12 protein-coding genes are annotated in these 12954 nt (G+C 41.5%); 6 read left to right on the top strand and 6 right to left on the bottom strand.

The window, feature by feature from the left end; all coding sequences use genetic code 11:
• Window positions 1–229 precede the first annotated feature (229 nt).
• A complete protein-coding gene (gene cspD / locus D0907_RS08960; RefSeq protein ID WP_036968098.1) occupies window positions 230–445 on the bottom strand; it encodes a cold shock domain-containing protein CspD in 216 nt (71 codons plus the stop codon).
• Between the two features lie 209 nt (window positions 446–654).
• Here cspD and clpS point away from each other — a divergent pair, with 209 nt between their 5' ends.
• Complete coding sequence (gene clpS, locus D0907_RS08955; RefSeq protein ID WP_174403847.1) at window positions 655–963, top strand: ATP-dependent Clp protease adapter ClpS; 309 nt, start codon at window positions 655–657, stop codon at window positions 961–963.
• Window positions 964–1033: 70 nt separating this feature from the next.
• Window positions 1034–3298, top strand: a complete 2265-nt coding sequence (clpA, locus tag D0907_RS08950; protein WP_036968105.1) for an ATP-dependent Clp protease ATP-binding subunit ClpA — start codon at window positions 1034–1036, stop codon at window positions 3296–3298.
• Window positions 3299–3472: 174 nt separating this feature from the next.
• On the opposite strand, the gene infA is transcribed toward clpA, so the two are convergent.
• From infA to trxB, 4 genes are all read right to left on the bottom strand, one after another.
• A complete protein-coding gene (gene infA, locus D0907_RS08945; protein ID WP_002962494.1) occupies window positions 3473–3691 on the bottom strand; it encodes a translation initiation factor IF-1 in 219 nt (72 codons plus the stop codon).
• Window positions 3692–3781: 90 nt separating this feature from the next.
• Window positions 3782–4486: an arginyltransferase gene (locus D0907_RS08940; RefSeq protein ID WP_036968108.1), complete on the bottom strand. Its 705-nt coding sequence runs from the start codon at window positions 4484–4486 to the stop codon at window positions 3782–3784.
• On the bottom strand, window positions 4479–5195 hold the full coding sequence (aat, locus tag D0907_RS08935) for a leucyl/phenylalanyl-tRNA--protein transferase (protein ID WP_118844342.1): 717 nt from the start codon (window positions 5193–5195) through the stop codon (window positions 4479–4481). Before aat ends, D0907_RS08940 begins: the two co-directional genes overlap by 8 nt.
• A 105-nt stretch (window positions 5196–5300) precedes the next feature.
• The gene (trxB, locus tag D0907_RS08930) at window positions 5301–6251 is read right to left on the bottom strand and encodes a thioredoxin-disulfide reductase (protein ID WP_036968114.1); all 951 of its coding nucleotides are present in this window, start codon (window positions 6249–6251) and stop codon (window positions 5301–5303) included.
• Window positions 6252–6539: 288 nt separating this feature from the next.
• Here trxB and pssA point away from each other — a divergent pair, with 288 nt between their 5' ends.
• Window positions 6540–7865 carry a CDP-diacylglycerol--serine O-phosphatidyltransferase gene (pssA, locus tag D0907_RS08925; protein WP_036968117.1) on the top strand — a complete coding sequence of 442 codons (1326 nt, stop codon included), beginning with the start codon at window positions 6540–6542 and terminating at the stop codon, window positions 7863–7865.
• An 85-nt stretch (window positions 7866–7950) separates the two neighbouring features.
• On the opposite strand, the gene ald is transcribed toward pssA, so the two are convergent.
• The gene (ald, locus tag D0907_RS08920) at window positions 7951–9072 is read right to left on the bottom strand and encodes an alanine dehydrogenase (protein WP_036968120.1); all 1122 of its coding nucleotides are present in this window, start codon (window positions 9070–9072) and stop codon (window positions 7951–7953) included.
• Between the two features lie 142 nt (window positions 9073–9214).
• Here ald and lrp point away from each other — a divergent pair, with 142 nt between their 5' ends.
• The 3 genes from lrp (at window position 9215) to lolA (ending at window position 12954) form a co-directional block, all read left to right on the top strand.
• Window positions 9215–9694: a leucine-responsive transcriptional regulator Lrp gene (gene lrp / locus D0907_RS08915; protein WP_036968123.1), complete on the top strand. Its 480-nt coding sequence runs from the start codon at window positions 9215–9217 to the stop codon at window positions 9692–9694.
• 141 nt (window positions 9695–9835) lie between these two features.
• Window positions 9836–12328, top strand: coding sequence for a DNA translocase FtsK (locus tag D0907_RS08910; RefSeq protein ID WP_036968127.1), 2493 nt, complete (start codon window positions 9836–9838; stop codon window positions 12326–12328).
• Window positions 12328–12954 (top strand): outer membrane lipoprotein periplasmic chaperone LolA, encoded by a 627-nt coding sequence (gene lolA / locus D0907_RS08905; protein WP_118844341.1) that lies wholly within the window; start codon window positions 12328–12330, stop codon window positions 12952–12954. Before D0907_RS08910 ends, lolA begins: the two co-directional genes overlap by 1 nt.

Here is a 12954-nt window from a genome sequence, read left to right as displayed (position 1 = left end):
GCCTAAATAGGCATAAAATGAAATTAGCCATAAGCCTTAGGTCAAAATGACGAAAAAGCTAAATTTAAGCAACAAGAGTGTAACAAGCTTGGCTCTAAAGGGCTAATAACAATTAAACAATTGGGATGAAGAAAAGGAATTTCAAGGATAAATATGAGATATATTAGTGGGAAGAGAGTAAGCGAGGAACTTAACAAGGTCGCTCGCTTGATACTCGAATAGGTAATACCTAAGAAATTTCATCGTTAGGCGCAATATTCGTTGCGTGTAACCCTTTTGGACCTTGTTGCAATTCGAATGTTACATCTTGACCAGCTTTAAGTGTTTTATAACCGTCCATTACAATCGTTGAGTAATGAGCGAATATATCAGTCTCGCTACCGTCTTCTACGATGAAACCAAAACCTTTGGCATTGTTGAACCATTTGACTTTACCACAAGCCATACTTCTACATCCTTCTATAAGTTGACTAATTTAGTTATTCTAAACCGTGTAATTTGCTAGACTGACTAAGGTTTAATCAATCTATAATTGACTGTAGTTTATTTAGGCAGTCAGTCAAGTGTTTTGAACTATTTTTTAACAATTTATTTATTTTTTTATTCAAGTTTGCTTGAGTTCTAAAGACAAGACTATATTTAATTATGAGTGGTATGAAAGATTCTGGTGTTATTGAAACGGTTCGCGATAGTGAAAAGCAAAAACTGCAACCACCGCGAAAATATAAGGTCATTTTAAATAATGATGATTACACGCCAATGGACTTTGTGATAGAAGTACTAATGACGTTTTTTAATATGGATAGCGATAGAGCAACAGATGTGATGCTTCAAGTTCATCATAATGGTAAAGCAATATGCGGCATTTATAGCGCCGATGTTGCTTACACTAAAGTTGAGCAAGTTAATCGTTACGCACGAGACAACGAGCATCCACTGCTATGTAGTTGTGAGCAGGAATAAATACCAAGGTAGGGTGAACATTTAGCCCATCACAACGGTATATAAATATTATCTCAGTAAGGGGTTGCCAATGCTAAACAAAGACTTAGAACTAACCTTGAATGCGGCGTTTCGCGAAGCAAGAACGCGCCGACATGAATTTATGACCGTCGAGCATCTTTTACTCGCGCTGCTCGATAACCCTTCTGCTGGAGAAGCGCTTAACGCCTGTGGTGTAGATATGAGCGCGTTAAAAGTTGAGTTATCAGATTTTATCGACGAAACAACGCCGGTTATTCCTGACTTAGAAGAAGACAGAGAAACACAGCCTACATTGGGTTTTCAACGTGTGCTTCAACGCGCGGTGTTTCATGTGCAATCGTCAGGTAAGAACGAAGTAACAGGCGTAAATGTACTTGTGGCTATTTTCTCTGAACAAGAAAGCCAAGCTGTTTATTTACTTAAAAAAGCGGATGTAAATCGTTTAGACATCGTTAACTTCATTTCGCATGGTATTTCGAAAGCCGATGATGATATCGGTGGCGATGACCATGATGATATTCATGAAGAAGTACAAGAGGTGCAAGGCGAAGAGCCGACTAAACTTGAAAACTTTACAACAAACCTCAATCAGCAAGCGATTGAAGGAAATATCGATCCGCTTGTTGGCCGTGATAATGAAGTCGAGCGTACGGTACAAGTATTATGCCGTCGTAAGAAAAATAACCCATTGTTGGTTGGTGAAGCCGGGGTAGGTAAAACAGCCATTGCTGAAGGCCTTGCTTATCGTATTGTGAAAAACGAAGTGCCTGATGTAATAGCCGATGCGGTTGTTTATTCACTTGATATGGGGGCATTATTAGCCGGTACAAAATACCGCGGCGACTTTGAAAAACGTTTTAAATCGTTACTAAAAGAGCTGCAAGCTAAACCGCATTCAATTTTATTTATCGATGAGATACATACCATTATTGGTGCGGGCGCTGCGTCTGGAGGTGTAATGGATGCGTCTAACTTAATTAAGCCGTTACTTTCAAGTGGTAAATTACGTTGTATGGGCTCGACCACTTATAACGAGTATAAAAATATTTTTGAGAAAGACCGTGCTCTGGTACGTCGTTTCCAAAAAATTGATGTACTTGAACCAAGTGTGGCTGATACAACGAAAATCCTCAATGGCTTAAAAGAGCGTTACGAAGAGCATCATGGTATTCGTTACACGCAAAAAGCCCTAAAGGCAGCTGCTGAGCTGAGCGCAAAATACATTAATGAGCGTCATTTACCTGACAAAGCGATTGATGTGATTGACGAAGCCGGTGCAAATCAGCGCCTACAACCGATATCAAAACGCAAAAAAACCATTGGTGTAGCTGATATCGAGTTGATTGTGTCAAAAATGGCGCGTATACCGCAGCAAAGCGTTTCTTCAAGTGATAAAGAAACATTGAAGAACCTTGATCGTAACTTGAAGATGCTTGTATTTGGTCAAGATCAATCAATTGATGCATTAACATCGGCTATTCGTTTATCTCGCTCTGGACTCGCAAATGAAGATAAACCTGTGGGGTCGTTCTTATTTGCAGGCCCAACGGGGGTTGGTAAAACAGAGGTCACTAAGCAGTTAGCTAAGTGCATGGGGGTTGAGTTTATTCGCTTTGATATGTCTGAATACGTTGAACGTCACGCAGTAAGCCGTTTGATTGGTGCGCCTCCAGGCTATGTTGGCTTTGAGCAAGGTGGATTATTAACCGAAGCCGTTATCAAAAACCCGCACGCGGTGGTGTTGCTTGATGAAATTGAAAAAGCGCATCCAGATATCTACAACATTTTATTACAAGTGATGGATCACGGCACCTTAACGGATAATAACGGCCGTAAAGCCGACTTTAGAAATGTGGTAGTGGTAATGACAACCAACGCCGGTGTACAAGAGACTGTGCGTAAATCGATAGGCTTTACAGAGCAAGATCATTCTCACGATGCCATGACTGAGATTAACAAGGTCTTTTCACCTGAATTTAGAAACCGCTTAGATAACATTATTTGGTTTAATCACCTTGAAAAAGACGTTATTTTGCAGGTTGTTGATAAATTCATTGTTGAGCTTCAAGCTCAGCTAGATAAGAAGTCTGTTAATCTTGAACTGACATCTAAAGCACGTGAATGGTTGGCTGATAAAGGTTACGACAAAGCAATGGGCGCACGGCCAATGGCGCGTGTGATTCAAGACGAGCTCAAAAAGCCGTTGGCCAATGAAATTCTATTTGGTGAGCTGGCCGCGGGTGGTTCAGTGAAAGTGTCGGTTAAGGACAAGAAAATTCACTTTGAATATGAAACAAACCTCGAAACAGCGTAAGGTTTAAAAGGCAGAAAACAAAAAGCCCAGCTAATGCTGGGCTTTTTGTTTATTAAATGGAATTGAAACTAGGGTAGTTTGAACACCATTTAATAAACGCTTTTAGCTCTTTGTAATAAACACACCTGCCCATTCAAAGCAGCAAAAAGCTAAATCTCTCGTTATCGCACTAACTTAGCGAGCACGGAATACGATGCGACCTTTCGATAAATCGTAAGGAGTCATTTCTACGGTTACTTTGTCGCCAGTTAAGATGCGGATATAGTTTTTGCGCATTTTTCCAGAGATATGAGCCACAACTACGTGACCATTTTCTAGCTCAACTCGGAACATTGTATTTGGTAAAGTATCAAGGACCGTACCTTGCATTTCGATTACGTCTTCTTTCGCCATGTTTAGCGTAACACCTCTTTAATAGTTAAACGCTGCAGATTTTGCCGAAAATACAGCAATAAGTAAAGCTACAGGGCTCAAATTTGTAAATTAAATCGCCAACCAGTGATCGCCAAGATGCTTTTCTGCGGGCAAAAATTGGGTTTTGTATTTCATTTTGTCACATTCGTCGATTTGATAGCCCAAATAGACAAATTGTTTTGCTTGTTGTTTAGCAAACTTAATTTGCTGCATGATCATGATACTACCAATGCTGTACTTCTCATAATCGGGATCAAAAAATGTGTAAATTGCGGAAACTGCATTGTGCATGCAGTCGGTGACTGCTACAGCAACGAGCTTGTCACCTTCTCGCAGTTCAATAAATGTCACAGGCAACCATTGGCAAAATAAAAAGCTTTCATATTGGTTCTGATCAGGCGGAAACATAGAGCCATCTTGATGTCGTTGCGTAATGTACTTGCAATAAAGAGGGTAATATTCTGCGCGTTCATATTCACTGTAACTAACCGTAAAAAGTTTGTCTGCTTTGTTTAGTTTACGTTTTTGTGATTTAGAAGGCGTAAATTGTTGCGCTAAGACACGCACTGAATTACAGGCGTTACAAACAGGGCAGTGAGGACGATATATTTGGTCACCACTGCGCCTAAACCCCAATGCTAACAATTGTTCAAATTTATCAGGGCAATAGCAACTTGGGTCCAATATAACGAGGAGCTGCTCTTGGCGATCCGGTAAATAACTGCAATCAAATTGCTGGCTCAAACCAAGCCTAGCGGGTAAATGCTCAGTCATAAATATTTATCAACTCTTGTGGTTGCCACATGTCTGCTGTGGGAACATAGTTTTTTGCTAACTTAAGTCTAGTTAAAAATTCACTACGTGGGATAACTTTTGCACCTAAAGTTAGCAAATAAGGGTTCTCTAGCTGACAATCAATAAAATGAGCATTGTGTTTCTTTAGCCAGTTAACGAGTGCCCACATCGCTAGTTTTGAGCCGTTTGATACTTGGTGAAACATCGACTCTCCACAAAATACGCCATGTTGCATGATGCCATAGAGACCGGCGACTAACTCATTGTCATGCCAAATCTCGACACTGTGTGCAAGACCTTGTTGATGGGCTTGAATGTAAGCATCCATCATTTGCTCAGTGATCCATGTACCTTCTGCGTCTAAGCGTTGTTCACGGCAAGCTAAAATCACGTGAGAAAAAGCATGATTAATCGTGACGCGAAACGCAGAGCGCTTTAAATATTTTTTTAAGCTACGACTAACATGAAACTCGTCAAGTTCAATGATGCCTCGCAGGCTAGGTGACCACCACATAATCGGCTCATAATCACTAAACCAAGGGAAAATACCGGATTGATAGGCGTTTTTTAAGCGCGCAACAGATAACCCACCGCCAATTGCTAAAAGGCCATCAGGCTCGTCAAGGGCATGCTCAGGGTTGGGGAAATCAACACCTGATTCAGGAAGTTGATAAATTTGCTTTGTCATTGCAGCGGATTCATTATTATTTTTGATAATTTTAGCAAAATTTTTTCCTAAAAAAAGGGGCTGTATAGCCCCTTGGTATTTTAAAAAGGTGTTTTAAATCGCTGGTTACAGATTGTCTAGGAAGCGCTCTGCATCAAGTGCTGCCATACAGCCTGTACCGGCTGATGTGATGGCTTGGCGATAAATATGGTCACATACATCACCCGCAGCAAAAACACCCGGTACGCTTGTTTGTGTTGCGTTACCGTTTAAGCCAGATTCAACCACTAAGTAGCCGTCTTTCATTTCAAGCTGACCTGCAAACATATCCGTGTTTGGCTTATGACCAATTGCAATGAATACACCGGCAAGATCTAAATTCTCAGTCTCATCAGAATCCGTGGCTTTAATGCGAATACCGGTTACACCCATTTCATCACCTAATACTTCGTCTAGGGTACGGTTATAGTGTAAGACAACATTACCATTTTCAGCTTTTTCTTTAAGGCGGTCTGCTAAGATTTTTTCACTGCGGAAGCTATCACGGCGATGAACCACGTGAACTTCTGCTGCAATATTTGATAAATATAACGCTTCTTCAACAGCCGTATTACCACCGCCTACAACAGCAACCTTTTGGCCACGATAAAAGAAACCATCGCACGTTGCACAGGCTGAAACACCACGACCTTGGAAGTTTGTTTCAGACTCTAAGCCTAAGTATTTAGCTGATGCGCCTGTTGCGATAATAAGTGCATCACACGTATACGTACCAGAATCACCTGTTAGAGTGAAAGGACGCTTAGATACATCTACTTTGTTAATGTGGTCGAACACAATTTCAGTTTCAAAACGTTCAGCGTGTTCTTTCATACGTTCCATTAATGCTGGGCCTGTTAGGCCGTGAGCATCACCCGGCCAGTTTTCAACTTCAGTTGTCGTTGTTAATTGACCACCTTGTTGAATACCCGTGATAAGAACAGGGTTAAGGTTTGCACGTGCAGCATATACAGCAGCAGTGTAGCCAGCAGGGCCAGAACCTAAAATTAGTAATTTACAGTGTTTTGCGTCACTCATGGTTTTTCCTAAAAACGTTTTGATACGATGTCTATGCGCCCGATTCTAAGAAAAACAAGGCGGAAGTAAACAAAAGGGCGGATTATTTTTTTAAGTAAATCGCGAAGCTGTCAAATAATCCTTACTTAATAAAATTTAAATGCCTCTTTTTGCTTATAAAACGAGCTAATAGTGAAGTATTAGCGTAGCAAAGTGCGTTAATTCATGACCAAGCAATATTTTTTTGGTATGTTTTAGCTAATTTTGATATTAGCTTAGACTTTAGGCTAGATAAACGAACAGGCAATTATGGTATTTTGGCAGGAAAAGCCCGCATTTGGGCTGACTACAGAAGACGTCCAAGTCTTAACCAATGCGAGAGAGTATCGCACTGAACTATTGCGTCTAATTCGTTCGGCGACGAAAAGAATTTATATTACTGCTTTATATTTACAAGACGATGAAGCGGGTCAAGAGGTTTTAACAGCCTTACATGAGGCGTCTTTAGCGAATCCTGAGTTGGAAGTAAACGTGTTAGTAGACTTTCATCGTGCTCAACGGGGCTTAATTGGTGCTGCCAAGTCTGATGGCAATGCCAGCATGTATTGTGATTTCCAAGAAAAGTATCAGTCAAACGTTAAAGTGTATGGTGTACCCGTAAAAGCGAAAGAGCTTTTTGGGGTATTACATTTAAAAGGCTTCGTAATTGACGACACCTTACTTTACAGCGGTGCGAGCTTAAATAATGTTTATTTACAACAGGATGATCGTTATCGTCTTGACCGTTATTTTTTAGTTCACCAAGCAGGCTTGTGTAATTCGGTCATCGAATTTATTAACACACATTTATTGAGCTCTGCAGCTGTTCCACGCATTGATACGCGCCCGTTAACTCAATTCAATGATATCAAAGTTGCTCAAAAGCAATTAATGAGAGATCTAAAATCAGCAAGTTATGACAGTGCGGCTGAGGCAAGTGCAGGTGAGTTAGGGGTGCGTTTGTTTTTGGGTTTAGGTCGGCGTAGCAATAAGCTAAACCGCTTAATCAAATCATTATTTGATACAACAGAGCACGAACTCATTCTTTACACGCCGTATTTTAATTTCCCTGCACCGTTGATGCGCTCGTTACGTCGCCTTTTAAAACAAGGTAAAAACGTGACCATTGTGGTGGGAGATAAAACAGCAAACGACTTTTACTTACCGCCATCTGAGCCGTTTAGTAAAATTGGTGCGCTGCCATATTTATACGAAACCATTTTGTATAAATTTTTAAAATCGCAAAAGCGTCATATCGCCAATGGTAACCTTAACGTTTATCTGTGGAAACACGAGAGCAACTCATTCCATTTAAAAGGGATTTGCTCTGACAAGCGTTTGCATCTGTTAAGCGGGCATAATTTAAATCCGCGTGCATGGGGGCTTGATATTGAAAATGGTATTTTAATTGACGATCCGCAGCAGCATATACTAAAGCAAATAGAGCAAGAAAAGCAGGCGATATTAACTCATTGCCGACGCTTATCAGGCCCGCAAGATTTAGAAACGATGGATGACTACCCAGCGCCTGTAAAAAAATTACTGGGTCAGGCCAAACGTGTGAAAGTTGATTTTATAATCAAACGATTTATCTAACTATCAACCAGATAAACAGAGCCTTGTGTTTTTTGAGACGAAAAAAAAGCAGCGATATCGCTGCTTTTTTGTTTCACAATGCTAATTAAGCATTTTCAACTGCTGTACGTGGGTCAACATATTCCATGTTGAATGCTTCAGCTACTTCTTTGTAAGTAACTTGGCCTTTAATCACGTTTAAGCCTTTTAAGAAGTGTGCATCGTCAAGAAGCGCTTTCTTATAGCCTTTGTTAGCAAGGTTGATGATAAACGGTAATGTTGCGTTATTAAGTGCGAACGTAGAAGTACGTGGAACAGCACCTGGCATGTTTGCAACACAGTAGTGAACAACGTCATCAACAATGTAAGTAGGATCAGCGTGTGTCGTCGCTTTTGAAGTCGCGATACAACCACCTTGGTCGATTGCAACGTCAACGATTGCAGAACCAGGCTTCATTGCTTTAATGTGTTCAGCTGTCACTAATTTAGGCGCTGCAGCACCTGGGATTAGTACGCCACCGATCACAAGGTCAGCTTCTAGTACGTGTTTCTCTAGCGCATCAGCGGTTGAGTAAATCGCTTTCACTTTGTTACCAAACTGAGCGTCTAGTGCACGTAATACATCGATGTTACGGTCTAAAACAACCACATCTGCACCTAGGCCAACTGCCATTTGTGCTGCACTACGACCAACCATGCCGCCGCCGATAACAACAACTTTAGCTGGCTCAACACCTGGTACACCACCAAGTAACATACCACGGCCGTGGTTCGACTTTTCTAGCGCTTGTGCACCAGCTTGGATTGACATACGACCAGCAACTTCACTCATCGGTGCTAGAAGTGGTAAACCGCCACGAGCGTCTGTTACTGTTTCGTAAGCGATACAGATTGCGCCACTTTTAACAAGGTCTTCAGTTTGTGGAAGATCGGGTGCTAGGTGAAGGTAAGTAAATAGAATTTGGTCTTCGCGTAACATTGCACGCTCAACCGCTTGTGGCTCTTTTACTTTTACGATCATTTCAGCTTTAGCAAAAACGTCAGCTGGGGTAGGTAAAATTTCAGCGCCTGCTGCAATATAATCTTCGTTAGTGAAGCCAATGCCCATACCTGCATCAGTTTCAACGAACACTTGGTGGCCATGGTTTACTAGTTCACGAACACTCGCAGGAACCATACCTACACGGTATTCATGGTTTTTAATTTCTTTTGGTACACCAATAATCATAGTTTTTCGCCTTAATAGAACGGGATAAAATTTTCGACTATTATATTCATGACATGGCAGTGTGTCTCACCTTTTTTAAGTTCATTTGTAGTGATATAATCTAAAAAATATATTTTAACAGTGTAAAACTCTGGTTTGGCGTATGCATCAATTACTTGACAGAATAGACCGAAAAATTTTAATGGAATTACAGCTTGATGGAAGGCTCTCTAACGTAGAGTTAGCAAGGCGTGTAGGCTTAAGTGCGACCCCGTGTTTAGAGCGTGTAAAGAAGCTAGAAAGAGAAGGCTACATACTCGGGTACAAAGCAGTTGTTGATCCTGCAAAATTGGGTCAGGGGTTGTCGGTGTACGTTGAGGTCACGATTACGAAAACCTCACCTGATGTATTTGAAGAATTTAATGCGGCGGTAAAAAAGCACGATGAAATAATTGAGTGTCACCTCGTTTCGGGAAATTTCGACTTTTTATTAAAGACCCGCGTTAATGACATGTCAGAATACCGTAACGTACTGGGTGATATCTTACTTAAGTTACCTAATGTAAGTGAGAGCCGTACCTACGTCGTGATGGAAGAAGTAAAAGGTGAACAAGGGGTGATTATTCGTCCTTATATTGCATAAACTGTTAAAATAAACAAAGAGTAACAAAAACTTGTTCATTATCAGTCCATCATGGTTAAGATAAAGTGCAACAAACGGCATTTCCTGCTAAGGTATTTCACTGCTAATCGATGAGTAAAGAATAATAAGGAATAGGGAGCTATGCGCCTAAATGGTGTTCAAAGACTGTTAGAAACTGGGCTAATTATCAGCACCTTTGCTGCAGTATTTATTTTATGTGCATTAATCAGTTTTGATCCTGCCGACCCATCATGGTCGCAAACCGGTGAATTTGTTAATGTAAAGAATATTACCGGCACAGCAGGTGCGTGGATAGCAGATATCTTATTGCTTACATTTGGCTGGCTTGCCTATTTGGTGCCGGCGGCTATTCAGTTATTTGGTTACTTATTATTTAAGCAGCCCCATCGCATATTCCAACTTGATTACACCACGCTGGCTTTAAGAATCATTGGTTTTGCTTTATTTATTACCTCTGCAACCGCGATTAGCAGCATCAATTTTGACGATATTTATAATTTTTCATCGGGCGGGGTAGTAGGGGACGTTATTGCCTCGGCGATGATGCCGACCTTTAATTTTACTGGCACATCTATTTTATTACTGTGTTTCTTTTTCGCAGGCTTAACGCTTTTAACGGGTGTGTCATGGGTGCAATTTGTTGACTTCTTAGGTGATTGGGTAATGCGTGCCTTTTATTTTACACGCAAGCACTTGTCGGCCTGGCTTCAACGCGAAAAAGACGCAAATAAAGCTGTTCTTTCATCAGAACCCGATGCGAATTTTGTCGAGCCTGATAGTGAGCCTTCAATTGGTTTTACCGAACCCGATGTAAACCAACCTGCTCAAGAAAAAGCGGCTGCAAAACCAGCTAAAAAAACAGAGTCTGAATTTAATGGTTTTGATGAACTTGACGATATTTTAGATCAAGAAATCGGTTTTAGTGCGCTTGATGATGAATCGTTTGACACTGTATCAGCTCTCAATGCGCTTGATCAAAGCCCCGTTGTTGAACCTGAAAAGCCAACGACAACGGTTGTCTCTCCTGCACGCCCAATGCCAAAGGCAAAGCCTGCGTATCAGCCACCTCCTACTGCAAAAGAAAAATTTGAGGCCTTATTAGAAGAGCAACCGCCAGCAACCCCGTTACCGTCGCTGGAGCTGTTAGACCGCCCAGATAAAGCGAAGAACCCATTATCGCAAGAAGAGCTTGATGGCATTTCACGTTTAGTTGAAACCAAATTGCTTGATTTTAATATTCAAGCAACGGTTGTCGGCGTATACCCAGGCCCTGTTGTTACGCGTTTTGAACTCGATTTAGCACCGGGTATTAAAGTGGCGAAAATCACCGGTCTTGCAAAAGATTTAGCGCGATCGCTGTCTGCTGTCAGTGTGCGTGTTGTTGAGGTTATTCCGGGTAAAACCTATGTAGGTATTGAGTTGCCGAATAAACACCGCGAAATCGTGCGTTTAAGCGAAGTAATCAATGCCCCTAAGTTTGAGTCAAACCCATCACCATTAACCATGGTATTAGGAAAAGATATTGCCGGTGAGCCTGTGTGTGCTGACTTGGGTAAAATGCCTCATTTACTTGTCGCTGGTACAACCGGTTCAGGTAAGTCAGTGGGCGTTAATGTAATGATATTAAGCTTACTGTACAAATCAGGGCCTGATGATGTACGTATGATTATGATAGACCCTAAAATGCTTGAACTTTCTGTGTACGAAGGTATTCCGCATTTATTGTGTGAAGTGGTCACAGACATGAAAGAAGCGGCTAATGCACTGCGTTGGTGTGTGGGGGAAATGGAGCGTCGTTATAAGCTTATGTCGGCACTGGGTGTGCGTAACTTAAAAGGTTACAACCAAAAAGTATTGGATGCGAAAGAGGCCGGTCAACCGATCCTTGATCCACTTTTTAAAGACACTGACGGCATGGCTGATGGCCCTGAAGAGCTGGGTAAACTGCCTAGTATTGTCGTGGTGATTGATGAATTTGCTGACATGATGATGATTGTCGGTAAAAAAGTAGAAGAGCTAATTGCACGTATTGCACAAAAAGCCCGTGCAGCAGGTATTCACTTAGTGCTTGCAACACAGCGCCCGTCGGTTGATGTTATAACGGGTTTAATTAAAGCGAATATTCCAACGCGTATGGCGTTCCAAGTATCAAGTAAGATTGACTCGCGCACCATTTTAGACCAACAAGGTGCTGAAAACTTACTGGGTATGGGTGATATGCTTTACTTACCGCCTGGCACCAGCGTGCCTGTGCGTGTTCACGGTGCATTTGTTGATGATCATGAAGTTCATGCCGTGGTCGACGATTGGAAGAAACGGGGCAAGCCAAATTACATTGATGAAATTTTAAATGGTGATGCCACAGAAGAAATTTTACTACCAGGAGAAACCAGTGAAGACGGTGATGAAGAGTCAGATCCGCTTTACGATGAAGCAGTATCATTTGTGATAGAAACCGGCAAAGTGTCGGTATCGAGTGTACAACGTAAGCTTCGCGTTGGTTATAACCGCGCAGCACGTTTAGTGGAACAAATGGAAACGTCAGGCATTGTCAGTGCGCCAGGTCATAATGGTGCCCGAGAAGTATTAGTGCCCAATGGTGGAGCAAATTAATGAAAAAAATTACAGTGTTAACCCTAATAGTAGGGTGTTTATTAAGCGGTCAGAGTCGTGCTGACGACAGCCAAGCATTGCAACAGCAACTTGGCGCAATTAACAGTTTTAAAGCGCAATTTATACAAAAAGTAACCGATGCACAGGGCGAAGCCATTATGCAAGGTGAGGGCAATATTGCGCTCCAGCAACCTATGATGATTCGCTGGCAACAGCAAAGTCCAGATGAAACGTTATTTGTTTCTAACGGCGAAAAAACCTATTATTTTGATAGCTTCGCTGAGCAAGTTACCATAATGAATACCCATAGTCTGATAGATTCAACCCCGTTTGTGCTACTTACATCAAAAGACCCTGAGCAGTGGGCTAAATACCAAGTATTGGCCACCGATACAGGCTTTAGTGTTACACCAAATAAAGGCATAGAAAGCCAAGTTGAGCAACTTGATATTGCATTCAGTGATGATAAACAGGCTTTATCTTCATTGACCGTGATGGATACCTCGGGTCAGCAATCGTTATTTACCTTTAAAGATGCTCAGGTTAATCAACCATTGGCTACGACGACCTTTGAATTTATCATTCCTGAAGGTGTTGAAGTTGATGATCAAAGCCAAGGTGAATAG

Origin of the sequence: Pseudoalteromonas lipolytica, from assembly GCF_003515105.1 — a bacterium.
Taxonomy (GTDB): domain Bacteria; phylum Pseudomonadota; class Gammaproteobacteria; order Enterobacterales; family Alteromonadaceae; genus Pseudoalteromonas; species Pseudoalteromonas lipolytica.
This window is presented reverse-complemented; position numbering and strand designations above follow the sequence as displayed.

Coding starts and splice junctions, on each gene's coding strand:
- cspD (WP_036968098.1), bottom strand. CDS start 445: ATGGCTTGTGGTAAAGTCAAATGGTTCAACAATGCCAAAGGTTTTGGT.
- clpS (WP_174403847.1), top strand. CDS start 655: ATGAAAGATTCTGGTGTTATTGAAACGGTTCGCGATAGTGAAAAGCAA.
- clpA (WP_036968105.1), top strand. CDS start 1,034: ATGCTAAACAAAGACTTAGAACTAACCTTGAATGCGGCGTTTCGCGAA.
- infA (WP_002962494.1), bottom strand. CDS start 3,691: ATGGCGAAAGAAGACGTAATCGAAATGCAAGGTACGGTCCTTGATACT.
- D0907_RS08940 (WP_036968108.1), bottom strand. CDS start 4,486: ATGACTGAGCATTTACCCGCTAGGCTTGGTTTGAGCCAGCAATTTGAT.
- aat (WP_118844342.1), bottom strand. CDS start 5,195: ATGACAAAGCAAATTTATCAACTTCCTGAATCAGGTGTTGATTTCCCC.
- trxB (WP_036968114.1), bottom strand. CDS start 6,251: ATGAGTGACGCAAAACACTGTAAATTACTAATTTTAGGTTCTGGCCCT.
- pssA (WP_036968117.1), top strand. CDS start 6,540: ATGGTATTTTGGCAGGAAAAGCCCGCATTTGGGCTGACTACAGAAGAC.
- ald (WP_036968120.1), bottom strand. CDS start 9,072: ATGATTATTGGTGTACCAAAAGAAATTAAAAACCATGAATACCGTGTA.
- lrp (WP_036968123.1), top strand. CDS start 9,215: ATGCATCAATTACTTGACAGAATAGACCGAAAAATTTTAATGGAATTA.
- D0907_RS08910 (WP_036968127.1), top strand. CDS start 9,836: ATGCGCCTAAATGGTGTTCAAAGACTGTTAGAAACTGGGCTAATTATC.
- lolA (WP_118844341.1), top strand. CDS start 12,328: ATGAAAAAAATTACAGTGTTAACCCTAATAGTAGGGTGTTTATTAAGC.